Annotated in this window: 22 protein-coding genes; 12 read left to right on the top strand and 10 right to left on the bottom strand. The window is 61.6% G+C overall.

The features are described from left to right. Positions 1–69 precede the first annotated feature (69 nt). Both hisC and ASG47_RS07955 read left to right on the top strand, forming a co-directional pair. Positions 70–1164 carry a histidinol-phosphate transaminase gene (gene hisC / locus ASG47_RS07950; RefSeq protein ID WP_061908210.1) on the top strand — a complete coding sequence of 365 codons (1095 nt, stop codon included), beginning with the start codon at positions 70–72 and terminating at the stop codon, positions 1162–1164. Further along, a complete protein-coding gene (locus ASG47_RS07955) occupies positions 1161–2132 on the top strand; it encodes a prephenate/arogenate dehydrogenase family protein (RefSeq protein WP_061908211.1) in 972 nt (323 codons plus the stop codon). The genes hisC and ASG47_RS07955 overlap by 4 nt, the downstream gene beginning before the upstream one ends. Here ASG47_RS07955 and ASG47_RS07960 read toward each other — a convergent pair. Beyond that, positions 2129–2806 carry a biosynthetic peptidoglycan transglycosylase gene (locus tag ASG47_RS07960; protein WP_244487060.1) on the bottom strand — a complete coding sequence of 226 codons (678 nt, stop codon included), beginning with the start codon at positions 2804–2806 and terminating at the stop codon, positions 2129–2131. The genes ASG47_RS07955 and ASG47_RS07960 overlap by 4 nt on opposite strands. A 116-nt stretch (positions 2807–2922) precedes the next feature. On the opposite strand from ASG47_RS07960, the gene ASG47_RS07965 reads away from it, so the two are divergent. The 5 genes from ASG47_RS07965 (at position 2923) to ASG47_RS07985 (ending at position 6106) form a co-directional block, all read left to right on the top strand. Further along, entirely contained in the window at positions 2923–3825 is a 903-nt protein-coding gene (locus tag ASG47_RS07965) for a polyprenyl synthetase family protein (RefSeq protein ID WP_061908212.1), read from the top strand. Between the two features lie 3 nt (positions 3826–3828). Further along, positions 3829–4461 (top strand): MOSC domain-containing protein, encoded by a 633-nt coding sequence (locus ASG47_RS07970; protein WP_061908213.1) that lies wholly within the window; start codon positions 3829–3831, stop codon positions 4459–4461. An 11-nt stretch (positions 4462–4472) separates the two neighbouring features. Continuing rightward, positions 4473–4940, top strand: coding sequence for a YbaK/EbsC family protein (locus tag ASG47_RS07975; RefSeq protein ID WP_061908214.1), 468 nt, complete (start codon positions 4473–4475; stop codon positions 4938–4940). After that, the gene (locus ASG47_RS07980; protein WP_162243233.1) at positions 4922–5572 is read left to right on the top strand and encodes a class I SAM-dependent methyltransferase; all 651 of its coding nucleotides are present in this window, start codon (positions 4922–4924) and stop codon (positions 5570–5572) included. The genes ASG47_RS07975 and ASG47_RS07980 overlap by 19 nt, the downstream gene beginning before the upstream one ends. A 105-nt stretch (positions 5573–5677) precedes the next feature. After that, the gene (locus ASG47_RS07985; RefSeq protein WP_061908216.1) at positions 5678–6106 is read left to right on the top strand and encodes a PACE efflux transporter; all 429 of its coding nucleotides are present in this window, start codon (positions 5678–5680) and stop codon (positions 6104–6106) included. Between the two features lie 86 nt (positions 6107–6192). On the opposite strand, the gene ispG is transcribed toward ASG47_RS07985, so the two are convergent. Then, complete coding sequence (gene ispG, locus ASG47_RS07990; RefSeq protein WP_061908217.1) at positions 6193–7434, bottom strand: flavodoxin-dependent (E)-4-hydroxy-3-methylbut-2-enyl-diphosphate synthase; 1242 nt, start codon at positions 7432–7434, stop codon at positions 6193–6195. 179 nt (positions 7435–7613) lie between these two features. Here ispG and ASG47_RS07995 point away from each other — a divergent pair, with 179 nt between their 5' ends. Continuing rightward, positions 7614–7904, top strand: a complete 291-nt coding sequence (locus tag ASG47_RS07995; RefSeq protein ID WP_200940879.1) for a YkvA family protein — start codon at positions 7614–7616, stop codon at positions 7902–7904. Between the two features lie 40 nt (positions 7905–7944). On the opposite strand, the gene ASG47_RS08000 is transcribed toward ASG47_RS07995, so the two are convergent. The 4 genes from ASG47_RS08000 to ASG47_RS20925 form a co-directional block, all read right to left on the bottom strand. Beyond that, positions 7945–9843 (bottom strand): ABC transporter ATP-binding protein, encoded by a 1899-nt coding sequence (locus ASG47_RS08000; protein ID WP_061908219.1) that lies wholly within the window; start codon positions 9841–9843, stop codon positions 7945–7947. Beyond that, a complete protein-coding gene (locus tag ASG47_RS08005) occupies positions 9840–11693 on the bottom strand; it encodes an ABC transporter ATP-binding protein (protein WP_061908220.1) in 1854 nt (617 codons plus the stop codon). Before ASG47_RS08005 ends, ASG47_RS08000 begins: the two co-directional genes overlap by 4 nt. A gap of 360 nt (positions 11694–12053) precedes the next feature. Next, positions 12054–15494 (bottom strand): pyruvate carboxylase, encoded by a 3441-nt coding sequence (gene pyc, locus ASG47_RS08010; RefSeq protein ID WP_061908221.1) that lies wholly within the window; start codon positions 15492–15494, stop codon positions 12054–12056. Positions 15495–15603: 109 nt separating this feature from the next. After that, positions 15604–16020 (bottom strand): TIGR01244 family sulfur transferase, encoded by a 417-nt coding sequence (locus tag ASG47_RS20925; protein ID WP_061908222.1) that lies wholly within the window; start codon positions 16018–16020, stop codon positions 15604–15606. Positions 16021–16396: 376 nt separating this feature from the next. On the opposite strand from ASG47_RS20925, the gene ASG47_RS08020 reads away from it, so the two are divergent. The 3 genes from ASG47_RS08020 to proX all read left to right on the top strand — a co-directional run bounded on the left by ASG47_RS08020 (position 16397) and on the right by proX (position 19755). Further along, positions 16397–17650 carry a quaternary amine ABC transporter ATP-binding protein gene (locus ASG47_RS08020; protein WP_061908223.1) on the top strand — a complete coding sequence of 418 codons (1254 nt, stop codon included), beginning with the start codon at positions 16397–16399 and terminating at the stop codon, positions 17648–17650. A gap of 74 nt (positions 17651–17724) precedes the next feature. After that, positions 17725–18651: an ABC transporter permease gene (locus ASG47_RS08025; RefSeq protein ID WP_061908224.1), complete on the top strand. Its 927-nt coding sequence runs from the start codon at positions 17725–17727 to the stop codon at positions 18649–18651. Positions 18652–18738: 87 nt separating this feature from the next. Next, positions 18739–19755: a glycine betaine/L-proline ABC transporter substrate-binding protein ProX gene (gene proX, locus ASG47_RS08030; RefSeq protein ID WP_061908225.1), complete on the top strand. Its 1017-nt coding sequence runs from the start codon at positions 18739–18741 to the stop codon at positions 19753–19755. Positions 19756–19785: 30 nt separating this feature from the next. Here the strand turns inward: proX and ASG47_RS08035 are convergent, their stop codons facing one another. Next, positions 19786–21321, bottom strand: coding sequence for a putative bifunctional diguanylate cyclase/phosphodiesterase (locus ASG47_RS08035; RefSeq protein WP_061908226.1), 1536 nt, complete (start codon positions 21319–21321; stop codon positions 19786–19788). Between the two features lie 177 nt (positions 21322–21498). Beyond that, positions 21499–22545: a glycine betaine ABC transporter substrate-binding protein gene (locus tag ASG47_RS08040; RefSeq protein ID WP_061908227.1), complete on the bottom strand. Its 1047-nt coding sequence runs from the start codon at positions 22543–22545 to the stop codon at positions 21499–21501. 222 nt (positions 22546–22767) lie between these two features. Between ASG47_RS08040 and ASG47_RS08045 the strand changes: the two genes are divergently transcribed. Next, the gene (locus tag ASG47_RS08045) at positions 22768–23964 is read left to right on the top strand and encodes an ABC transporter substrate-binding protein (RefSeq protein ID WP_061908228.1); all 1197 of its coding nucleotides are present in this window, start codon (positions 22768–22770) and stop codon (positions 23962–23964) included. A 238-nt stretch (positions 23965–24202) separates the two neighbouring features. Here ASG47_RS08045 and ASG47_RS08050 read toward each other — a convergent pair whose 3' ends face one another. Both ASG47_RS08050 and ASG47_RS08055 read right to left on the bottom strand, forming a co-directional pair. Further along, positions 24203–24859: an RES family NAD+ phosphorylase gene (locus tag ASG47_RS08050; RefSeq protein ID WP_061908229.1), complete on the bottom strand. Its 657-nt coding sequence runs from the start codon at positions 24857–24859 to the stop codon at positions 24203–24205. A 2-nt stretch (positions 24860–24861) separates the two neighbouring features. Beyond that, on the bottom strand, positions 24862–25392 hold the full coding sequence (locus ASG47_RS08055) for an MbcA/ParS/Xre antitoxin family protein (RefSeq protein WP_061908230.1): 531 nt from the start codon (positions 25390–25392) through the stop codon (positions 24862–24864). Between the last annotated feature and the right edge of the window lie 37 nt (positions 25393–25429).

The following is a 25429-nucleotide window of genomic DNA, read 5'->3' on the forward strand; positions in this document are numbered from 1 at the left end:
GGCTTTGCCTTTCAGACCCCTTTTGCATATGGTCCGCGCGGCCTTTCCTGCCCGTCATAAAAGTGCGTCATGACCAATCCCATTCGCCCCACGCCGCAGCCCGGAATTTTGGATATCGCCCCCTATTTGCCGGGCAAATCCGGCGCGCCGGGCAGCACGACGGTCAAACTCTCGGCCAATGAATCCCCGCTTGGCGCCAGCCCCAAGGCCGTCGCGGCCTTCGCAGGCGCTGCAGAAAATCTTGCGATTTACCCTGAAGGTTCCTCGCGTATCCTGCGCGAAGCCCTCGGCGAAGTGCACCGCATCGATCCCGCCCGCATCATGTGCGGAAATGGTTCGGATGACCTCCTTCACCTGATCGCCCAGACTTATCTCGGGGAAGGCGACGAGGCGGTGATGAACCGCTATGGCTTTTCGGTCTATCCGATCATCACCATGGCCACCGGCGCCAAGATCGTCATGGTCGAAGAGACCGACTATACCGCCGATGTCGACGCCATCTTGGCCGCCGTTACCGACCGCACGAAGATCGTCTGGCTCGCCAATCCCAATAACCCGACAGGCACTTATCTCTCGGACGCCGAAGTGCGCCGGCTCCACGCTGCGCTGCGGCCCGATATTCTGCTTGTCGTCGACAATGCCTATGCCGAATATGTCACCGCGGCTGACTTTTCCGTAGGGCTAAAACTGGTCGGCGAGGCGGACAATGTCGTCATGGTCCGCACCTTCTCCAAGATGGGTCTGGCTGCCGCGCGCATCGGCTGGATGGTTGGTCCCGACCACATTATCGACGCGCTCAACCGCATCCGCGGGCCGTTCAACGTCAACCTTCCGGCCCAGCTTGCGGGCGCTGCGGCGACGCGCGATGTCGAGTTCAACGAGAAGCTGCGCGCTCACAATGCCAAGTGGCGCGACTGGCTGACGACCGAACTCAGTGGCAATGCCATGCGGGTGCTGCCGAGCCAGGCCAATTTCATCCTCGTGCTGTTTCCCGATGCAGCGACAGCGGCCCGTGCCTTCGATACTCTCCTCGCGGGTGGCTATGTTGTGCGTGAAGTCGGCAAGTCCTACGACATCCACAATGGCCTGCGCATTTCCATCGGCTCCGATGAAGCCATGCAAGGCGTCGCCAAAATTCTCAAATCCATGGAAGCCGCCCAATGAGCGCCCATTTTCGCAAGCTTGCCCTGATCGGCATCGGCCTCATTGGCTCGTCCATTGCCCTCGCCGCTCGCCGCCAGGGTTTGGCCGATGTCATCTCCATCGCCACCCGCCGCCAGGAAACGCTCGACGAAGCGCGCGACCTGAAGCTCGGTGACATCTACACACTCGACGCCGCCGACGCTGTGCGCGGCGCCGATCTCGTCATTCTCTGCGCCCCCGTCGGCGCCTATGATGCGCTTGCGCGCGCCATCGGCCCCGCCCTAGAACCCGGCGCCATCGTATCCGACGTCGGCTCGGTCAAGGAGCATGTGGTCAAGGTCGTCGCGCCACACTTGCCCGCCATGGTGCACTTCATTCCTGGCCACCCCATCGCCGGCACCGAACATTCCGGCCCCTCCGCGGGGTTCCCGGAGCTCTTTGCCGGTCGCTGGTGCGTTCTCACGCCGGGCCCAGAAGTGCCCGCTGATCAGACCGAAAAGCTCGCCGCCTTCTGGCGCGCCATGGGTTCCAAGGTCGAAAGCATGGATGCCGCGCACCACGACATGGTGCTCGCTATCACGAGCCACATCCCCCATCTCGTCGCTTACAATATCGTGGGCACGGTCGCCGATCTCGAAACCGCGACCCAATCCGAAGTCATCAAGTTTTCCGCCTCCGGCTTCCGAGATTTCACCCGCATCGCTGCCTCCGACCCGGTGATGTGGCGCGACGTGTTCCTCACCAATCGTGATGCCGTGCTCGAAATGCTGGGCCGCTTTCTCGAAGATCTCTCGGTGCTACAACGCGCTGTGCGCACCGGCGATGGCGACGCGCTCGAAGCGATGTTCACCCGCACCCGCGCCATCCGCCGCTCCATCATCAACGCCGGCCAGGAAACCGCCGCCCCCGACTTCGGCCGCCCCCACGATACCCCACCGGAGCCGGAAACCAAGTTCGTCCGCGAACATGGCGGCGGTGACGACGCCTAAAGCGCCAGCCGCCCGCCGCTGCCGACGCAATTTGCGCGCTCGCCATACATCTGCGCCCGCTCGGCGACGATCCCCGCCACCCGTAATAGCCCATTGTTCGGCCGCGCGGGGTTGCGCACCAATGGATTGGGCAGCGTCACGGCAAGCAAACTCGCCGTCTGCCAATCCAAGTTTTGCGGCTCGCGCCCGAAGGCTCGCTCGCTCCCGGCGGCGATGCCGAACTCGCCATTTGGCCCCCATTCCGCGATATTGAGATAGATCTCCATGATCCGCTTCTTGGGCATGACGAGGTCGATATAAAGCGCCAGCGGCACTTCGAGGACTTTGCGGATCGGGCTCGGATCGTTCCAGAGAAAGAGATTGCGCGCGACCTGCATGGTCAGGGTCGAAGCGCCCCGCGTCGGCTTGCCCTCGAGATAATTGTCGACCTCGGCGCGCAGCGCTCCAAAATCGACGCCCCAATGCCGGCAGAATTGTCCATCTTCCGAGAGGATGATCGACGCCTTCAGGCGGTCCGAGACCTGATCGATATCCCGCCACTCCCGCGTCACCGGCCGTCCCGTCAGATAGCGCTCGATCATCGGCACCGAGATCGGATCGACCACCAGATAAACCGGGGTCAGGACGAGAGGAATGGCGACGAGCACCGCAATCGCGGTGAACAAAAGGCGCAATGCCCGCCTCAAACCTTTTGCCTTTCGTGCCATGATCCGGTGATAGCGGCAGTTGGCGCCGGGGCCAAGGCCGGAGTCCCCTTGCCGCTTTTGGGGCAACGGGTTAGCAACAAGCTATGTACGACTTTTCCACCGACAGCGCCGCCTGCGCCCGAGCCGTCGAAGCCGGCCTCTCCGATTATCTGACCGGCCCGCGCCTGTCCGGTCCGGGCCCGGCAGCCGACCGCGTCATCGCCGCCATGCGCCATGGCAGCCTTGAAGGCGGCAAGCGCTTGCGCCCGTTGCTGGTGCGCCAGGCCGCCGCGATCTTTTCGGTGCCGCCGGAGGCCGCTCTCCCTGCTGGCCTCGCGGTCGAAATGATCCATTGCTATTCGCTGATTCATGACGATCTGCCTGCCATGGATGATGACGATCTGCGCCGAGGCCGCCCGACGGTCCACAAGGCCTATGACGATGCCACCGCCATACTCGCCGGCGACGCGCTCCTGACCCACGCTTTTGCGCTCCTCGGTGAACCGGCCACCCATGCCGACCCCGCCGTCCGCATTCGCCTCGTCACCGAACTCGCCCTCGGCGCCGGAGCCGGCGGCATGGTGGGCGGACAGATGCGCGATATCGAAGGCGAAATGGGCGGCTTTTCCGATGGCCAGATTGCCATCATGCAGGCGATGAAAACCGGCGCCCTCATCCGCGCCAGCGTCCGCATGGGCGCCATCATCGGCGGCGCCGATCCGCGCGCGCTATCGGCACTCACTGCCTATGCGGAAGCGGCCGGACGCGCCTTCCAGCTCGCCGACGACATCTTGGACGTCACCGCCACGCCCGAAGCCATGGGCAAGGCGACTGGCAAGGACGCCGAAGCCGGCAAGCAGACGCTCGTTTCGACCCTCGGCCTTGAAGGCGCCAGGAAGGTCTTGGACAATACAGTCAATGAGGCGCTCCTCGCCCTCCGCACCTTCGGCCCCAAGGCCGATGGCCTCCGCGCCACCGCAAAATTCTTTGCCAGCCGGAAGAACTGAGAAATGGCAAAACTGCTCGCTGTCTGCATCGGCAAGGCTGAACACATAGAAGGCTATCGCCCACTGACCGGCATCAACAAGCGCCCGGTCGCTCGACCAGTAGCGATCGAAATGCACGGCATTGCCGAGGACGCCGTGCTCGATCGCAAACATCACGGCGGCAACGACCAGGCCATCTACGTCTATTTCCAGGGCGATTACGATTGGTGGGCCCAAGACGGGGTGGCGAACACGCCGGGTCTCTTCGGCGAAAACCTCGTCATCGACGGTCCGGTCAGCGCTGAAACCGCCATCGGCGACCGCTACCAAATCGGCGATTGCCTCCTCGAAGTCGCCTATCATCGCACCCCCTGCATGACCTTTGCCGCCAAGATGGGCGACAAGTTCTGGGTCAAGCGCTTTCACCGCGCCAATCGCCCCGGCGCCTATTGCCGCGTGCTGCAGCCCGGCACTGTCGAAGCCGGTATGGATGTCTCCGTCACGCCCTATGCGGGCGAGCGGGTGACGGTCTCCGAGCTCATGGCTTTCGATACGACGAAAAATATCCCGCTCGACTTTCTCCGCCGTGCCGTGATGACGCCGATCCGCGAACAGACGCGGTTCAAATACGAAACCCGTCTCGCAGACCTGTTCTGAGTCTTTTCCCGATGAGCCTTGATTCCGTCCGTATCGATCTCGCCAACCGCGCGCCTGACCTATCGGTTGAAGTCACTGCGGAATCGACCGCCACCGTGCCACTTGCCGCGGCCGTGCATGGCGTCGAACCCGGCCAGATCGCCAAGACGCTCTGCATCCGCATCCGCGACGAAGAAGTGCTGCTCGTGACCCGCGGCGATGCGCGGCTCGACAATCAGAAATCGAAAACAGCCTTCGGCGGTCGTCCGCGCATGCTCGGCGCCGAGGATGTGTTGCGGCTGACGAGCCATCCCGTCGGCGGCGTCTGCCCCTTCGGCCTTCCCGCGCCATTGCCGATCTATCTCGATACCTCGCTCAAGATTTATGACGTGGTCATTCCCGCCGGCGGCGATACCCACGCTTCAGTGCGCCTCACCGTCGCGCGGCTGGCCGAGCTTTGCGGCAACAGATGGGTGGATGCGTGCCAGCTCCCCGAGTGAGCGCCAGGGACTATATCCTTGACCACTTCGCGCTGACGCCCCTTTCGGCCCGTCCGGATATTTCGCTTTATCGCCCCACGCCCAAGAGCGGGCTGATCTCTTTTCTGGCTCAAGAAGGCCGCGCCGACGAACCGCCTTATTGGGCCTATGCCTGGGCCGGTGGCGCCGTCCTCGCCGTTCATCTCGCGCAAAACCCCCAACTGGTTGCCGGCAAGACTGTGCTCGATTTCGGCGCTGGCTCCGGTCTCGTCGGTATTGCCGCCGCCAAGGCTGGCGCGACGCAAGTCTGGGCCATCGAGCCCGATCCCCTCGCGCATGCCGCCATGCTGCTCAATGCCGAAGCCAATGGAGCAACGCTGCACGCCTGGACCGAGCTCGGTATGCCCGAGGTCGACCTGATCCTCGCCGGCGACGTCTTTTATGACGCGAGAGTAGCTCAGGAGACCCTGCGCACTCTCTCGGCAGCAGCCACCAAAACCCCAGTTCTTGTCGGCGATCCCTTCCGCCGCGACCTGCCGCTCGACCACCTCGACCTCTTGGCCGAATATCAGGTGCCTGACATGGGCGGTGGCGAGCCGGTGCGGGCGGGCGTCTTCGCCCTGCGCCCCGAGAATATCGGAAATGCCCCATAGGCCTTGCCGGGAAACCGGGCAAATTCTATATCGAGGACAAGCGAGGACGACCTCCCCCTGACTGGGCTATCGCTCGGGACGACCCGACATTTTAGGGGAAGTCCCATGCGGACCACCGCAGATCGTATCCGTCACGCCATCAGCTTTGAAGCGATCGGCATCATCCTCGCAACGCCACTCGCGGCCTTTGCTTTCCATCTTCCGGGCGGCGACTCGGCCGTGATCGTCATCGCCAGCGCCACCGTCGCGATGGGGTGGAATTACATCTACAATCTTGGCTTTGACCACGCGATGCAGAGCCAGACCGGCGGCACCGCCAAGACCACACGCATTCGCATCCTTCATGCGGTGCTGTTCGAGCTTGGCTTGCTCGCCATCATGCTACCGCTCGTCGCCTGGTATCTGCAGATCTCAATCTGGCAGGCGCTGATCATGGATATCGCACTGGCCCTTTTCTACATGGCCTATGCGTTCGTCTTCAATTGGGCCTATGACCGTGTCTTCCCGCTCCCCGAGTGGCAGGAAGCGGCTTAGTCAGCCCAGGTGCCCGGTCAGCTTTAGCGTACCGAGCACCAGGATCAATATAGCGAGCCAGAAGAGCCGGCGGGTATTGCGTTCGTTCATTCGGCCGCGTTCTGCCTGCCAGTGCCGAACTTGCGCTCGATATAATCGGCCACCATCACCTTGAACTGGTCAGCGACGTCGGCCCCGCGCAGCGTCGCGACCTTTTCGCCATCGACGAACACAGGCGCCGCCGGGGTTTCCCCGGTGCCGGGCAGCGAAATGCCGATATTGGCATGCTTGCTTTCCCCGGGCCCATTGACGATGCAGCCCATGACGGCGACCGACAGCGTTTCGACCCCAGGATAGCGCTCGCGCCATTCGGGCATCGAGACATGCAGGTGATCCTGGATTTCCTTGGCCAGCGTCTGGAACGTGCTCGACGTGGTGCGCCCGCATCCGGGGCATGCGGCCACAACAGGGAGAAACTGGCGAAAACCCATGGTCTGCAGCAGTTCCTGCGCGACCTTTACTTCGGTCGTGCGATCACCACCCGGCTCGGGCGTCAGGGAAATGCGGATCGTGTCGCCGATCCCCTGCTGCAGGAGAATGCCGAGCGCGGCTGACGACGCGACAATGCCCTTTGAGCCCATGCCTGCCTCGGTCAGCCCCAGATGCAGCGCATAGTCGCACCGCGCCGCAAGGTCCTGATAGACCGCAATCAGGTGCTGCACATCGGACACCTTGGTCGAGAGCAGGATCTGATCCCGCCGCATGCCCAGCTCTTCGGCGCGCGCCGCCGACAGCAGCGCGGACTGAATGATCGCCTCGCGCTGCACGGCTGCTGCCGAAATCGGCGTTGCCGACACGGCATTCTCGTCCATCAGCTTGGTGAGCAACTCTTCGTCGAGCGAGCCCCAATTGACCCCGATCCGCACCGGCTTGTTGTAGCGATTGGCAATCTCGATCAGCGTCGCAAATTGCGTGTCGCGCTTGGCCTTGAAGCCGACATTGCCCGGATTGATGCGATATTTGGCCAGCGCTTCGGCGCAAGCGGGATGGTCGGTAAGAAGCTTGTGGCCGATATAGTGAAAATCGCCAACAAGCGGCACATCGTAGCCCATGAAGGCCAGACGATCGCGGATAATAGGCACAGCCGCCGCGCTCTCGTCACGATCGACGGTAATGCGGACGATTTCTGAACCGGCGCGCGCCAGTTGCATCACCTGCTTCACGGTCGCATCGATATCGGCTGTGTCGGTATTGGTCATCGACTGGACGACGACAGGCGCGCCCCCGCCGACCATGACCCCGCCGACATTGACGCCTACCGATTTTCTGCGGGGTGCCGGACCGGCCATGGGATCACCTTCGAAATTTCTCAACGACACATAAGCCCGACGGGATGGCCGCGCAATATTGCCGTATCGAATGCCTAGCACGGCAACGGCAAAGTCATGTGAATGCACCTGGCGCAAATTCGTGATCGGCGTGATCTTGAACCGAAACCGGGCGAGACCATTTATGGATCATGATAAAGATGCTCCTCCCCCGCCTCGTTCTGTTCCGCAAGGAAGTTGTGCAGCTCTGGAAGGCTTTTTGGGCTGCTGAGACCCCGCTCTATTTGAAGGCGGCGACCCTGTTCGTTGCCTTCTATCTGATCAATCCGCTCGATATCATTCCCGACGTCATCCCGTTCGTGGGCTGGGTCGATGATATCGTACTCGTGCCGTTGATGGTGAGCTGGATCGTCTCCCGCCTCCCCGTTCCGGCCCGCGTTTATGCCGGCAAGTATGGCAAGACCGTTGATGGTCGCGCCCGCCGCGTCTGATCGCTGATAATAAAAAAGGCGCCCACTGGGCGCCTTTTCCTTATGTGCTTGCCGCCTTGGCATTGGCCTCGGCGACGAGTTCATCGGGGATGTCGTCGAAGCTGGCATAGTTCATGTTGTAGAGCCGCGAATAAAGCCCGCCGAGCTCCATGAGCGCGTCGTGATTGCCCTCTTCGATCTTTTCCCCGCTTTGCAGCACAATGATCCGATCGGCCCCGCGAATGGTCGCGAGTCGATGCGCGATGACGAGACCCGTGCGCCCTTCGAGGAGCGTTTCCAGCGCCTTTTGGATCTGCCGCTCGGTGTAAGAGTCGATATTGGCCGTTGCCTCGTCGAGGACGAGGATTTTCGCATCAGCCACCAGCGCCCGGGCAAAGCTGAGAAGCTGCCGCTGTCCCAAAGATAGATTCGAGCCGCGCTGTTCGAGCTTGCTGTCATAGCCATCCGGCAAGCGCTCGATAAATTCGTGCGCACCCACGGCCTTTGCCGCCGCGATGACATCCTCGCGCGTCGCCGACGTTTTGTTGTAGCGGATATTGTCGAATACGGTACCGGTGAACAGGAACGGCTCCTGCAGCACCATGGCCACCTGTTCCCCAAGGCTCTCCTGGGTGACATTGCGCACATCGTGCCCGCCGACCAGCACTGCCCCGCCCTGCACTTCATAAAAGCGATGAACGAGCGCCATTGCGCTGGTCTTGCCCGAGCCTGTCGGGCCAACGAGGGCAACCGTCTCACCCGGATTGACCCGGAAAGACACGTGCTTGAGCACCGGGCGCTCGGGATCATAGCCAAAGACCACATCGTGGAAGGCGACCGAACCATCCATGTCGCTGGTCAGCTGCACCGAATTGGGCTTGTCGGTGATGGTCACCGGCAGGTCCAAGACTTCGGTGATGCGACGGCCAGAGGTCATGGCGCGCTGCATGATCGAATACTGCATGGTCAGCGACCGGATCGGATCGAAGAAGCGCTGGATGTAAAAGAGGAACGCGACGATGACGCCGACCTGCAGCGAGCCATTGAGCACCAGCGAGCCACCCACCAGAACCACGGTAGCCATCGAAATGCCGGTGAGGCTGTCGACGATCGGCACCATGACCTGGGCGAATTTCGAGCCCGTAAGCTGGGTTTCGAGATTGTGGTAGGCCTTGTCGTCATAAAGATCGAAATTGACCTGCTGGCGCTCCAGGTTCTGCACCGTGCGTACGCCATTGATGCCCTCGGCCATGGCGCCATTGGTCAGAGAATTCGTCTCATGCGCCGCCCAAAAGGCACGCTTTGCCGGCGGCAACCAGAAGATGCGGACGATGAAGAGGATCGGCATGGTGACGAGCGTCAATAGCCCGAGCCACGGATCGAGCGTTAGCAGCACGACGACGATGCCGATCAGGAGGACAATGTCACCCACCGAGATGACCGAGGTCTCCAAAAATTCCTGCATGGAATTGACGTCGCCCTGAAGGCGGCTCATCAGCCGGCCGACCTCGGTCTTGTCCATGAAGCTGAGCGACACGCGCTGGAGCTGGGCAAACATGGCCCGCCGCATCTCGAAGAGCACGTTCTCCGCAACCTGCCCCACCTGCGTTTCCTGCACATAGGACGCGCCAAAATTGAGCAGGACCGCCACGGCAAAAGCGCCGACGGCGATCATGAGATTATTGGCATTGCCGCCCGCAACCATGGCCCCATCGATGGCCCAGCCGATGATGAGGGGAATGGCAAGTTGCGTCGCGGTGAAAACCAGCACCGCAGCGACCGACAGATAGATCTTCCCGCGAAAGGGTTTCACAAAGGCCCAGATGCGACGGACGGTCTTGGGGTCGTAAGCCTTCCCAAAAACCTCTTCCTCGATCTTGTGGCTGCCGACGCTGGCGCGTGGCGGCCGCTGGCCGGGGAAAGTGGCGCTGTCGCGTTCGTCTTCTTCGATGACGCTCATTGGGCGGCCTCCCCGATATCGATATCCGTTGGGCGGGTCTGCAGATCATAGAGTGCGCGATATCGCCCGCCCTCGGCCAGAAGCTCGGCATGGCTACCGCGCTCGACGATTTTCCCGTCGTCCAGAAAGAGGATCAGATCCGCATGCATGAGCGACGAAAGGCGATGGGCGATGATGATCGTCACGCGATCGCTCGCATAGGCCTTGATGGCCGAGCGGATGCGATGCTCAGTGCCGGCATCGATGGCGGCGGTCGAATCGTCGAACACCATCACCGCAGGCCGCAAAACCAGGCTTCGGGCAATCGCGAGGCGTTGCCGCTGGCCACCTGACAGCGATACGCCGCGCTCGCCCACCACCGTGTCATAGTCGGAGGGCAGGCCCATGATGTAATTGTGGAGCTGCGCGCTTTCTGCGGCGCGCTCGATCTTGGTTTCTTTGGCCCATGGATCGCCATAGGCGATGTTGTTTTCGATTGTCGTCGTAAAGAGGAACGAATCCTGCTGCACGACGGCGACCTGGCGCCGAAGGCTTTCGAGCGTGACTTGGCTTATGTCCTGACCATCGAGCGTGATACGGCCGGAGGTGACGTCGTAAAAGCGGGGGATAAGGTGAGCGACAGTCGATTTCCCGCTGCCCGGCGCGCCGACAATGCCGATAGTTTGGCCAGCGCGCCCCTCGAAGGTGACGCCGGTCAGTGTGGGATGCGCGGCACCGGGATAGGTGAAATGCACATCCTCGAAGCGTAGCGTGCCCTTGGTGATCTTGAGCGGCAATGCACCGGGCTTGTCGATGATCTCTTCGGCCTGATCGATGAAGGAATAGAACCGCTGGCCGCAGGTATCGGCGCGGGCGAAGGAATTGACCATCAGCCCAAGCTGGCGCACCGGCATCTGGAGGATTGTCATGAAGGTCAGAAAGCTCGCGAGCGTCCCGACCGTCATTTCACCGGCGATGACCTTATGCCCCCCGACCCAGAGCACGAGGCCCATGGCAACGAAGAACGACAGGGTCATCATCGACGTATTCTTGACGCGGATCATCACGCGCTCATGCGCAAGGTCCAGCGCCGCCGCCGAGGCCGTGTCGAATTTACCCAGCTCATGCGTCTGGCTCGAAAAGGCCCTGACGACGCGAATGCCGCCGAGATTCTCCTCCATCACGCGGGTAAGCACCGAGAGCTTTTCCTGCAAAACGATCCAGGTACCGCGCAGCAGCAATTGCGCGACCGAGGAGCGCCAGGCGACGAATGGCACGAAACTCAGCGCCAGAAGGCCGAGCACCACATCGGTCGTCAGCAGCATATACGCCCCAACGCCGATCAAGACGGTTAAGAGGATCGTGCGCACGAAACCGGTCGAAAAGAACATGCGGACGCCATCGAGATCGAGGAGACCGAGCGTGATCAGATCGCCCGAATGGACGCGGTCGTGATAGGAATAGGAGAGGCGCTGCACCTTATCGTAGAAGGCGAGCCGCAATTCGTAGCCGACATGGTGGCCGACCGATTCCGAATAATAGTTCTGCACCAGGGTGAAGAACCCGCGCGCCACCGAGACCAGCAGCAATGTCGCCGCGCTCCAGAGCAGCGCCTGTTGCGCGCCATCGGCTGCAACGCTGATCACATTTTGCGCCTGATCGACGGCGTGGCCGAGCAGCCGCGGAATCATAAGCTGCAAGACAGCGGCGATAATGGTCGCGCCGATAGCCAGACTCGCTTGCCAATAATGCCGCAGCGAGAACAGCGTGATCCGTATCAGGGGGCTCCGGCCTACACCGTCATGGACGGCAGCAACGTGAACCCGTGCATCGCCGCGTGAACGGGCGCGGCCGGCCTTGAGGGTAGCCAAGACAGTATCCAGACATAAAAATGGGGCCCGAAGGGGAGGCGGGAAAAACCGTCGGCCAGCGATCGGGCAAATCAAAGCCCGCCTATAAAATGCGCATTGCGCCTACCATTCAAGGTGCAAATTGCGCAATTTTTGCAACTTTTCGCCCATTCGCCTCCGGCGAAGAAAGTCTCCAGTGGAGACTTTCTAGGGCGAAAAGGCCATGAGAGCTATGCTCGAATGGCTTGCTCGATGGCCAGGCAACGTCATCCCCACCTAGCCTCCCCTTGAAAGGGGAGGGACCAATCGAGTTTGCCGCGATGCCCGAGAGCCAGCGCCCCATCCCTCCCCCTGCTAGGGGGAGGTTAGGTGGGGGTGCCCCTACTCCAGCCTCACCAACAAATCCTTCGCATCAATCTGATCGCCTGGGCGGATCAGCAGTTCCGCCACCACGCCATCGACCTCGGCATGGATCGCCGTTTCCATCTTCATGGCTTCGATCGAGCAGAGCACATCGCCCGCCTGTACGCTCTGGCCTTCCTTGACGGCAAGGGTCGAGATGACGCCAGGCATGGGCGCACCAACCTGCTTGGGATCACCCACCGCGGCCTTGGCGCGGACCTTGACCTCACCCGCCTTCAAGCGATCGGGCACGGCAATAGTGCGCGGCTGACCGTTGAGGTCGAAGAACACGCGGACTTCGCCCTTTTCATTGGTCGGAGCGCGGCCGAGATAGTTGACGACGAGGGTCTTGCCCTTCTCGATATCGACGAGCAATTCGTCGCCTTCCTCGAGCCCGTAGAAATAGACCGGGGTCGGCAGCACTTCGGTCGGGCCGTAACGATCCTGGGTCTTTTCAAAGTCTGAATAGACCTTTGGATACATGAGGTACGAGGCGAGGCGGAAATCATCGACCGGCACGCCGACCTCTTCCGAGATTTTCTTGCGCTCAACTTCGAGATCGACATCCTTCAAATAGGAGCCTGGTCGCTCGGTCAGCGGCGTACGTCCCTTGAGGACCTTTTTCTGCAGCTTTTTCGGGAAGCCACCGGGTGGCTGGCCGAGATCGCCGGCAAAGAAGCCCACCACCGAATCGGGGAAGGCAATGTCCTTGTCGGGGTTTTCGACATCAGCCCGAGCGATGCCCGCCGAAACCATGGCGAGCGCCATATCGCCCACGACCTTGGACGATGGCGTCACCTTGACGATATCGCCGAACATCTTGTTCACGTCTGCATAGGTCTGGGCAACCTCGTGCCAGCGGGTTTCAAGCCCGAGCGAACGCGCCTGTTCCTTGAGATTGGTAAACTGGCCGCCTGGCATTTCGTGGAGATAGACTTCCGAAGCGCCACCCTTGAGATCGCTCTCGAACGCGCGGTACTGCGTGCGCACGGCTTCCCAATAGAAGGAAATCTGGCGGATCGCCTTGGCGTCCAGGTGCGGATCGCGCGCGTCGCCTTCGAGCGCGGCCACGAGCGAGCCGAGTGTCGGCTGCGAGGTCGTCGACGAGAGGGCATCCATGGCCGCATCGACCGCATCGACACCTGCCGCCACTGCTGCCAACACCGTCGCCGCCGAAGCGCCCGAGGTGTCATGGGTGTGGAGATGGATCGGCAGATCCGTTTCGTTGCGCAGCGTCTCGATCAGCTTCTTGGCCGCAGCCGGCTTCAGGAGCCCCGCCATGTCCTTGATCCCAAGCACATGGACGCCTGCGGCTTCCAGCTCCTTGGCGAGACCGACATAGTATTTCAGATCGTATTTGGAGCGATCAGGATCGAAGAGATCGCCGGTATAGCAGATCGCGCCTTCGGCCACCTTGCCTTCGGCCGCCACCGCATCGATCGAGACGCGCATGTTCTCGACCCAGTTGAGGCAGTCGAAAATGCGGAAAATGTCGACGCCGCCCTTGGCCGCCTGCTTGACGAAGAATTTGACGACATTGTCGGGATAGTTCGTGTAGCCGACGCCATTGGAGCCACGCAGCAGCATCTGGGTGAGGATATTCGGCGCGCCTTCGCGCACCTTGGCCAGACGCTCCCATGGGTCTTCGTTGAGGAAGCGCATGGACACGTCAAACGTCGCCCCGCCCCAGCATTCGAGCGAGAGTAGGTTCGGCAACCCGCGCGAATAGGCCTGGGCAATGCGCGTGATATCGAAGGAGCGCATGCGTGTCGCGAGCAGCGACTGGTGCGCGTCGCGCATGGTGGTGTCGGTGAAAAGCACGCGCTCTTGGCTCTTCATCCACCTGGCAAGACCGACAGGACCATCGCGATCGAGTACTTGCCGGCTGCCATCGATCGTCGCAAGCGGCGGGAAATCGGGCACGAAGGGCGCAGCGGCATCGGCTGGCGGCCGCGGACGATCGCGCACCTCGGGATGCCCGTTCACGGTCACGTCGGCGATATAGCTCAGGAGCTTCGTCGCGCGGTCGCGGCGCGGTTTGAAGTTGAAGAGTTCCGGCGTCGTGTCAATGAAGCGCGTCGTATAGCGGTTCTCGACGAAATCGGGATGCGTGATGATGTTTTCGAGGAATGCCAGATTGGTCGAGACACCGCGGATACGGAATTCGCGCAAGGCGCGATGCATGCGCGCAATTGCCTCTTCGGCCGAGGGCGCCCAGCAGGTGACTTTTTCAAGGAGCGGATCGTAGTAGCGGGTGATGACCGCACCAGCATAAGCCGTGCCGCCGTCGAGACGCACGCCAAAACCCGTCGCGCCACGATAGGCGGTGATGCGGCCATAGTCCGGAATGAAATTCTGTTCCGGATCTTCAGTCGTCACGCGGCACTGAATGGCATTGCCGTTGAGCTTGATGTTCTCCTGAACCGGCACACCGGATTCCGGCGTCCCGATCACGGCGCCATCGAGCAGGTGAATCTGCGCCTTGACGATGTCGATCCCCGTCACCTCTTCGGTGACCGTGTGCTCGACCTGAATGCGCGGGTTCACTTCGATGAAGTAGAACTTGTCGGTATCCGCATCCATCAGGAATTCGACCGTACCGGCACCACGATAGTTGGCAGCATTGCCAAGGCGCACGGCGGCATCGGTCAGTTCGGTGCGGACGGCATCCGAGAGGTAAGGCGCAGGCGCGCGCTCGACGACCTTCTGGTTGCGGCGCTGCACGGAACAATCGCGCTCATAGAGATGGACGAGATTGCCGTGATCGTCGCCAATGAGCTGCACTTCGACATGGCGGGCGCGCTCGATCAACTTTTCGAGATACATCTCGTCCTTGCCGAAGGCGGCCTTGGCTTCGCGCTTGCCTTCCGAAACTTCGGAAAGCAGCGTCTTTTCATCCATGATCCGGCGCATGCCGCGACCGCCGCCGCCCCATGATGCCTTGAGCATCAGCGGATACCCAATTTCGGCCGCGAGCTTCTTGATCGTCTCGGGATCGTCCGGCAGCGCTTCGGTCGCGGGCACCACCGGTACCTTGGACGCGATCGCCATATTGCGCGCGGCAACCTTATTGCCGAGATCACGCATGGTCTGGGCGCGCGGGCCGATGAAGATGATCCCGGCATCGTCGCAGGCATCGACGAACTCAGGTGATTCAGACAAAAGCCCATAGCCGGGGTGGATCGCATCGGCGCCGGAAATTCGCGCGATACGGATATATTCTTCGATTTGCAGATAGGCTTCGACCGGGCCCTTGCCCTTGCCGATCAGATAGGCCTCGTCGGCCTTGAACCGGTGCAGCGCCAGTTTGTCTTCCTCTGCATAGACCGCGACGGTCTTGAGCCCGAGTTCATTGGCAGCGCGAAACACGCGGATGGCGATTTCGCTGCGATTGGCGACGAGGATTTTCTTGATTGGCATCGATTTAAATTCCGAGCAGGAGAGGGTTGGGACCCTAGACTAGAGGGTCCGGCTCAGCTTGTTCTGCGGCTCGGATGGCGGGCCATCCATGCCGCCATAGTCGTTCGTGTCAGCTTCTCGACAGAATGCCGGCGAGATGGCTCATGTCGTAGCCGGCCTCGGCCGCCTGCGAGATGATCTCGGATGCATCCGTTTCACCGGCCTGGCTCAGCGCCCAAAGGGTCGTCGAGCGTGTGCCGGAGCGGCAGAAGCAGAATACCGGGCCGTCGTTCCCCTCGAGCGCGGCCTTGGTCTTCTCGACGAGTTCGGGATTGACCCCTTCTCGTCCCAGCGGGATGGCATAATAGTTCAGACCGGCAGCCTTGGCGGCAGCCTCGATCTCGGCACCCGCCGGCTGGTCGGGCGATTCACCGTCAGGACGGTTGTTGACGATGGCGACGAAGCCGAGGGATTTGAGCGTGGCGACATCTTCCGGGTTGATTTGCCCCGAAACGCTGACGTGATCGTTGATCCGCTTCAAGTCCAAGTCGCTACTCCCCGTTCGCCTGTGCCTCCCCTTATATCCACCGGCTTGGGAGCCATGCAACCATGACGTATGCGCGCCGCTCGCGACAAATCTTGCCACTGAGTCACCAGTAAATCCGGCGCTTACAGCCGTATTGCAAATTGGTTCCAAGGATGATTCTAAAATTTTCTTGCCTCGAAAAATGCCAAATTTCGCCACCGCAAGGTTGAAATGCAGATTATCCGCGGTTAAGTTGGCTCCAGAACAGCAACATGCCTGGGTTGAGCGTTGACACATTCCATGTATCAGCGCCGATATTATTTTGTCTTTCGTCAGCTCTATTGAATGACTGGCACGCCGACAAATTGGATTGCCCGGCATAAACCGACGAGGTTTTATGACCAGCAAGATCAGCGTAAAGAACGTCTTCAAGATATTTGGCGAAAAGCCCGGCCGCGCCCTTGAGATGCTCAAGTCCGGCCAAAGCAAGAATGACATTTTCGAAGCGACCGGCCAGACCATCGGCGTCCAGAATGCCGCATTTGATGTGAAAGAAGGCCAGATCTTTGTGGTCATGGGCCTCTCGGGATCGGGCAAATCCACCCTCGTCCGCATGCTCAACGGCCTCATCCGCCCCACCAGCGGCGAAATACTGATCGATGGCGATGATGTCGCCTCCTGTTCTCCCGCTAAACTGCGCGAAATCCGCCGTCAGAAGATCGCCATGGTCTTCCAGCATTTCGCTCTTTTCCCCCATCGCACCATTGCCGAGAACGCGGCCTATGGCCTCAAGGTCAAAGGCGTATCGAGCGACGAGCGCCGCGAACAGGCGCTGATCGCCCTCGAACAGGTGGGCCTCTCCTCCTGGGCCGATTCTCTACCCGCCGATCTTTCGGGCGGCATGCAGCAGCGCGTCGGGCTTGCCCGGGCGCTCGCGACCGATCCGCAGGTTCTCCTCATGGATGAGCCGTTCGGCGCGCTCGATCCGCTGATCCGCAAGGAAATGCAGGAAGAGCTGCTGGTGCTCCAGCGCACGCTGAAAAAGACCATCGTCTTCATCACCCACGATCTCAATGAAGCACTGATGCTCGGTGATCGCATCGCCATCATGAAGGATGGCGAGATCGTTCAGGTGGGCAGCGCCCAGGATATCGTTTCGCAGCCGGCCAATGATTATGTGGCCGCCTTCGTGGCCGATATTGATCGGGGCCGCGTCTTCACCGCCGCAACCGTCGCCACTGATGCCCTACCCATGCAGTTGACGGGCGATACGGCGGGCGATGCCGTCAAAGCCATGGAAGAGCAGAACCGCAGCGCGGTCTATGTGCTCGATGGCGAGGATATCGCTGGTGTCGTGACCTATCAGCAAGCCGCCGCTGCCGACCGCGAAAGCGGCACGGCCGATGTGCCGCTGGCCGATGTGCTCATCACCGATTTCCCGACAGCCGATCGCGATACTCAGCTCGCCGATCTCTATGCGCCGGCATCTTCAGGCCTTCCCATCGCCATGACCGATGCGGACAATCGCCTGATCGGCGTCATCGAGCCCGAAGCGGTTTTTGCCCAGCTTTCGGCCGATCCGGCAACGCCCGACGCCGAGCCACAGGCTGAAGCTGTAGCTGAAGAGCGCGAACTCGCGCCCACCCCCTAAACCGCGTCCTCCCGCTAAAAATCCCATTTTGCGCGAGCCCTTCTGGGCTTGCCGCCAAGACAAGGAGACGTGCCTTGAGCCCGTCCGATTTCCTCATCATTCCCTTTGACGATTGGGTCAATTTCCTCGTCCGCGATTGGCTTGTTCCCAATTTCCGGCCCTTCTTCCGCGCCATGCAGGTGCCCATCAGCGTGGTGCTCAACGGCCTCGACGATTTCCTCGCCTTCGTGCCCATGGTGGTCACGACTCTGGTCTTTGCGCTCCTCGCCTTCAAATATGCCGGGCGCGGCATGGCCATTTTCACTCTTGTCGGCTTTGCCTTCATCGACATGATCGGCCTCTGGCCCGAGACCATGACGACGTTGTCGATGATCCTGACCTCGGTGCTCTTTTGCACCATTATCGGCGTGCCCGTCGGCATCTTGGCGGCCCGCAACGATCTCACCTGGAAGATCGCGCGCCCGGTGCTCGACATCATGCAGACGATCCCCAGTTTCGTTTACCTCGTACCCATCGTCATGCTCTTCGGCGTCGGCATGGCCCCCGGGATCATCGCGACCATCATCTTTGCCCTGCCCCCGATCATCCGGCTCACCAATCTCGGCATCCGCAATGTGCGGACCGACCTCATAGAAGCCTCGACCGCCTTCGGCTCGACGCCGATGCAGATGCTGTTCGAGCTGCAATTGCCGCTCGCCATGCGCACCATTTTGGCAGGTCTCAACCAGACCCTGATGCTGGCGCTCTCGATGGTGGTGATCACCGCCCTGATCGGTGCCGGTGGCCTCGGGCTCACTGTCAATACCGGCCTCGGCCGCCTCGATGTCGGCGGCGCCACCGCCGGCGGCGTTGGCATCGTCATTCTTGCCATCGTGCTCGATCGCATCACCCAAGGCCTCGGCGAGCAGAAGAGGCTCGAAACCACCTCGCTCCGCCAAACCCTCGTTTCCCTGTTCAAGCCAGGCGCCCCGGCGCCGGCCCAAGCGGGAAAGGCGGCCTGATCGCCGCCACGCTGGGGGCGCTCTGCCCCCATTCGCCTCCGCTTTCGCGGAACACCGAAAAGCAAAAACAAGGAGACAAAAACAGCAATGTTCCGTCTCGATAAGAGCCTTCCCTTCCTCGCCGCCGCCCTTCTCGCCACCTCAGCCCTGCCGGCAATCGCACAGGACGGCCCAGGCGCCGGCACCGCGATCACCATGGCCCAGCCAACCTGGGACACCGGCTGGTTCCACACCGAAATCTACCGCCAGCTTCTCCAGGAGCTTGGCTATGACGTCGCTCCGGCGATCACGCTCGACAACCCACCGTTCTATCAGTCCGTCGCCATGGGCGATGTGACCATGTGGGTCGATGGCTGGTTCCCGCTCCACTCGACCTATGAGCCGATCTTTTCGAGCGGCGCTGAAATCGTCGGCGCCGTTGCCAAGGGCGGCGCGCTCGAAGGCTATCTGATCGATAAGGCTGCTGCCGACGAGTTTGGCATAACCTCGCTCGAAGACTTCAAGCGCGACGAGGTCAAGGCCGCGTTCGATCGCAATGGCGATGGCAAGGCCGATATGGTCGCCTGCCCACCGGGCTGGGGCTGCGAGATCAATATCGAGCATCACATGGATGCCTATGAGCTGCGCGACCATATCAATACGATCAAGGCGGGCTATTCCGCCTCCATGGCCGATGCACTTGCGGCCTATAAGGGCGGCGAGCACATCCTTTATTACACCTGGACACCGAACTGGACCGCCAACCAGCTGGTGCCCGGCAAGGATGTCGTCTGGATCGAAGTGCCGGAGGTTGACCTGCCCGATATGAGTCTTGCCGATGCCGCGACGCTCGAAGGCGTTGAGGGCTGCGTCAATGATCCGTGCAAGCTCGGCTTCCCGGCCAATGACATCGTGCCGGTCGTCAATTCCGAGTTCCTCGCCGACAACCCGGCCGTGGGCGCTCTGCTTAACGAAGTCGCCATTCCGCTCGAAGATATCTTTGCGCAGAATTCGGCGATGAACGACGGCGACACCGATATCGAAGCCCAGGCTGCCGCCTGGATCGAAGAAAATCGCGCCGCTGTCGATGGCTGGCTCGACGCTGCCCGCGCCGCAGCGTCCTAAATAAACTCGGGACCGGGCTCAGGCCCGGTCCTATGCCGCATCGGCAAGCTTGGCCGGCTTCAATGGCCCCGGTCGTCCCAGCAGATAGCCCTGGAACGCGGTGCAGCCGGCCCGGCGCAACAGGTCGAGCTGAACCTCCGTCTCGACGCCTTCGGCAATAACCTCAACCTCGAGCGAGCGCGCAATGTCGCAGATGGCTTCGACGATCATCGCGTCGATCCGGCTTTCCCCGATATTGGCGACATAAGTCCGATCGATCTTGATGACGTCGAAGGCAAAGCCACGCAGATACTGCAAGCTGGCGTGACCGGCGCCGAAATCGTCGATCGCCACCTTGAAGCCAAGGCTGCGTAGGGTTTCAAGATTGCCCTGCTCGACCAGCCCCGCTCCAAGCGGCACGGTTTCAGTGATTTCGATAATCAGCCGCCCCGGCTCGATCGCACTGTCCATGACCATGGTCGCGAATTTTGCCGCAAAATCACCGCGACGGAGCTGCGCTGCGGAAACGTTGATCGCCACAGGCGTGCCAAGTGTCGGGATATCGTTGAGCGCGCGCCGCAAAACCCATTCACCGAGCTTGTCGATCAGGTCACTTTCTTCGGCAATACCGATGAACTGCGCAGGCGGGATCATGCCGCGCACCTTGTGCCGCCAGCGCAACAGCGCTTCGTGCGAACGCACTTTCATGTCGGCGCCAACGACCGGCTGGTAATGGAGTTCCAACTCGTCCATCAGCAGCGCTGCGCGCAGTTCCCGCTCGATGAACCGGCGATGCCGCTCATCTCCCAGCATATCGGGATCAAAGGCAATCACCTGCCGCCGCCCGGCGCGCTTGCCCTTGTAAAGCGCAAGGTCGGCCTTGGCGATGAGATCGTCGACATCGCTGGCATCCGTCGGCGCCAGCGAGAAACCGATCGTCGCTGAAAGCCGCGTCGGCCGCCCGGCAATCGTAATCGGTTGATCGAGGCGGCGGAGCAATTCCTCGCCGAGCCGCTTGAGCGCGCCGCGATTATCGCAATCGAGCACGGCAATGCCGAATTCGTCGCCGCCAAGCCGGCCGATCACCGCGCCTGGCATCACCTCGGCAATCGCCTTGGCCAAATGCACCAGCGCCGCATCGCCCGCGCCATGTCCTGCGCCGTCGTTCAGCACCTTGAGATTATCCATGTCGAGCTGCAGATAGCCAAGGGACCGCGACGAGCCATGAAAGATTTCGTCGCGCAGCGCCTGCATGAAATAGGAGCGCGTGAAGACTCCCGTCAGCGCGTCACGATGGACGGATGCGACGATTTCCTGGGTGTCCTGCGCGGCCTTGGCAAGCTGGCGGCGAATGCTGCGATGGCCCGCAATGAGAAGACCCACTCCGGACAGGAGCGACGCGACCCCAGCCAATAAAAGTGTCGGATTAGGCGCAACCACATAGGCCGGCCGATCGAGGGCCATTAACGCAATCGCGCTGATCGCCAGAAGAACCAGCGCCAGCCCCAGTGCAACCTTACGGTAGCTGGAGAGGATCGGCGCGAGATGATTGGCGCGGCGCGGCGCTTTTTCTCCAACAGGCTGCACCCGCCGCGCGAGACGCGCTCCAGGCAGCCGGGTTCGCTCTCTCGGCGGAAAATTCATATTGAGTTCAGGGGTATAGGTGACGCCACAATTAGCCGCGACCCTAGTTTTCTCAGGTGACAAAACCAAGACAAGTTGCACGGCACATCGGGTCGTGGTGAACAGCTGGTAAAACCCCGGTCAGGGCGTGCCGCCCGTCCAGGCCTGCCAGATATCGCTATGCTCGGCGACAAACCGCTCGGCCACACCTTCGATGGTCGCGCCCGGCTCATTGGCTTGCGCCAGGAGCCGATTCATTTCCGCGATTGGCAAGGTGGCGCGCTGAAAATATCCCGCGACATTGGGGGCCTCGGTAAAGACCCATTCGGCCACGGCGCTCACCACCAATTCGCTTGGAAAGGCCGACGGTTTTGGATCCGCACACGTCGCCGCCGCAAGGCATTTCATCGCCGCCTCGTCAAATGCGCCCATATCGAGCGCCTTGAAATCGAGCTGCGCCAAAACCGCATTGGGCTGCCAATAATAAAAGACGAAATTCTCGCGCCGGCTCACCGCCTCTGCAATCAGCGCATCCATTTCGAACCGATTGGCCGGCTCGACGATCTCGAGACGATCCGCCAAACCCTGCGCCTTGATCAGGTTGCGATTGATGACTGAACAGGCCCAATCCGCCGGGCAGGAAATAAAGCGCACCGGGGTCGTGCCTGCCCCGGCGAGGAGCGTCGTCAGTCCCGCTGCCGTCAAGGCGCTGCCATCGCTGGCATTCATATAGGAGGGGACGAACCAGCCTTCGAAGGTCGTCGTATCGTATGTGGGCGCCGCACTCCGCAGCATCTGTGCATCGACCGCGCCATTCCAGACATCGGCAATGCGCGTCACCCACATTTCCGGCGCCATCGCCGGCTGCCCGGTCGAACCCATGGATGAAGTCGTCGCCGCAAGATCGCCGGGAATGACCCGCGCATCGCAGCCATACGCTTGCTTGAGCACGCGCGCGTGAATTTCCGACAAAAGTGCGGCCGATGGCCAGGTCATCCGCGCGATCGTCATCGGCTGCGTGCCGCAAGGCGTTGCGATCGCGGGAGGCGGCGATGCACCCGATTCAGCACCGTCGACAGGCGCGACTTGGGCATCCTGCGCACTATCGAGCATGGTGAACTGCGCCTGCGCCGGAACGACTGGTGAGGTCAGCAGCAGGGCAAGAATGATGGTGGTGCGAAAGGCCATTGGCGTCCTCATTCCCTCCCCTCCAGTCTATGCGCAAACATCATGCCTTAAGCAACCGACAGGCCTTGGCAATTTGGCGCAAGACCCCCGGTGACAACTGTTTTGAAATTGTGCAACAGTCCGTGCCAGCGGGGCGCGTGTGGCGCCCCCGGCATCCGTTGCACGTCGCAAGAATGAGGCCAGCAAGGCCATCCTGCGTGCAACGCCAACAGAGGGACGTCCATGTTCAAGAAAACCCTGACCCTGGCGGTCGCCGCCACTGCCCTTAGCGTTGCCGCTCCGGCAATCGCCCAGGACACCGGCGCCACCATCGGTTTCATCGGTGGCTTCACCGGTCCGATTGAATCGCTCACGCCGCCGATCTTTGCCGGCGCCGAACTCGTCGTGAAGCAGGTCAACGAACAGGGCGGGATCCTGGGCGGTGAATTCAAGATCGTCTCGGCCGACGGCGCGTGCGACGCGACCGCAGCCGCAGCCGCTGCCGACCGCCTGATCAACACCGACAACGTCACCGGCGTCGTCGGCGCGCTCTGCACCGGCGAAACCATCGGCGCCTTCAACGGCTCGGGTCTTTCGGGCAATGTCGTCTTCATCTCGCCAGCCTCGTCCGCTCCGGCTCTGACGACGCTCGAAGACAACGACCTCGTCTACCGCACCACCCCGTCCGACGCGCTCCAGGGCGTCAAGATGGCCGACCTGCTGCTCGCCAAGGGCATCAAGGACATCGCCATCACCTACGTCAACAATGACTACGGCAAGGGCTTTGCCGACGCACTGTCGGCTGCCTACACCGCTGGCGGTGGCACTGTTGCTGCCAACCTCGCGCACGAAGAAGGCAAGGCCGACTATCGCGCCGAACTTGGCAACCTCGTTGCCTCGCAGAACCTCGTCGTCCTCGCCTACGCCAACGCCTCGGGCAACACCATCCTGCGCCAGGCCGTCGAATCCGGCAACTTCACCACCTATGTCGGCGGTGACGGCATGGTTGGCGACGACCTCCTCAGCGGCATCGATGCTTCGGCTGTCGAAGGCCTGATCGCAACCCGCGCTGGCGCTCCGACCGGTGAATCCGTTGATCTCTACAACGCCTTCACCTCCGACGGTTTTGAAGCCAACGCCACCTACGCACCCCAGGCCTATGACGCTGCCTTCCTGATGGCCCTCGCCATCGAGAAGAACGGCTCGACCGACCGCGAAGGTCTCTCCGCAGCCCTCCGCGACGTCGCCTCCGCGCCTGGCGAAACCATCCGCCCCGGCGAATGGAAGAAAGCCGTCGACCTGATCAAGGCCGGCACCGACATCAACTATGAAGGCGCTGGCGGCTCGCTCGACTTCGACGCAGCCGGCGACGTCGACGGCATCATCGTCGAACTCGCCGTCGAAGGCGGCAAGTTCGTCGAAAAGGGCCTGATCCAGTAAGCTGGGTCTTGCTAAAGAACCGAAGCCCGGGAGTGATCCCGGGCTTTTTGTTTGGTAGCAAAAAGCCCGAAAACGCCGATTGCAGCGTCTATGCTATCTCGTCGAGACACAGAGCCTGTTCTGCCGTCATTGCCCGGCTTGTCCGGGCAATCCATTTCGCTGCTAGGTGGACTACCCGGACAAGCCGGGTAGTGACGATGACCAAGAGGTCACATCCGACAATCGATGGTCACTTATCCTAACCCGCAGGAAGCCGCTCCACGACCACCTGCCGCATATCGGTGCGGACCGTGATCGAAAAATGCTCAGCCTGCACCACATCCAGGATTTTGCGTGGCCGGAAGGCGCAGATGCAAAGACCGCTGCGGTGCCGCAGGCTGGGATAGACGAGGCCGTCCTTCCCAGCCGCCCGCAGTCCCTCACCAAAAGCCTGGCTCGGCCCATAATCGTCGGTAAAACAGTCCGGCCGGTCCTCAGGCAGGACATCACGATACGAACCCTCGATCCGCGCTTGGTACACCCGAAAAGTCCGCTGCCCCTCGGCCTTGCCGCGCGCAAAAGCCTCGCGCCGCAGATGGTGTCCGACTTCGGCAATACCCGTTTCGATCCGCGCGGCCGCATACCAGGCGCCGAGATCCGGCCCGGAAAAGCGCGCACCCATTGGCGGAGCATGGAGAAAAGCCGCCATGACGATCGAGGCGTTGGGCCGCCCAAAAACCCAATCCGCCTTCGGCAGGCGCGCAATGCGCTCGGTCACCAGCCGGTCATTGGTCCAGCCGGACAGTTCCATCACCGCTTCAAGATCATCCGCCGACGCGACCGTCTCGAACAGCCCGATTGGCGGAAACTGCGAAGGGATCAGCCGATAGGTGACGTCAGGGGCTGCCACATCCATCGTCAGCGCCAAACGATATCGGCATCCGTCGTGGGGCTGAAGACGGCGTCAATGCCATTGGGCGGCATATAAAGCCCTCCCCGCGCCGCATCGAGAAACCGCCGCACCAGCATGATCCCGTCCATGCTGCCATTGGTCAGGAGCGCTAGTGGCGCCTGCCCGCCAAAGACCGGCGCAAGGTGCGGCCCCTTGAGCCACTCGACCCCGGCCTCCTTGGTCGCAAACAACACGCCGAGCGCCTGATGGACACCCAGAAGCGCCGAAAGCCGCATCAGCGCATCGACATCGAGCGTCACCGCCCCGCCGTCACGCGCCAGCCGCATCCAGTTGTGGTAGGTCGATCGCGACGGATAACCAAGCACCAGCCGCCGCTGCTCTTCGCTCAAGCCCCAGTCTTCGGCGATATTGAGAAACGTGCGCAAAGCCGGCCCACTCAGCCGCTTGCGATTGACCGAGGAAAACCGATCCGACGCCAAGACAGGCGTCTTGCCGATGAACGAGGTCTGGTTTTCTTCTAATCCCGCAGCGCGCATTTCCGTCTCCTGAAGCAGAAATACCCCAGAAGCCCCA

The sequence above is a fragment of the Devosia sp. Leaf420 genome (assembly GCF_001425445.1).
Classification (GTDB): Bacteria; Pseudomonadota; Alphaproteobacteria; order Rhizobiales; family Devosiaceae; genus Devosia.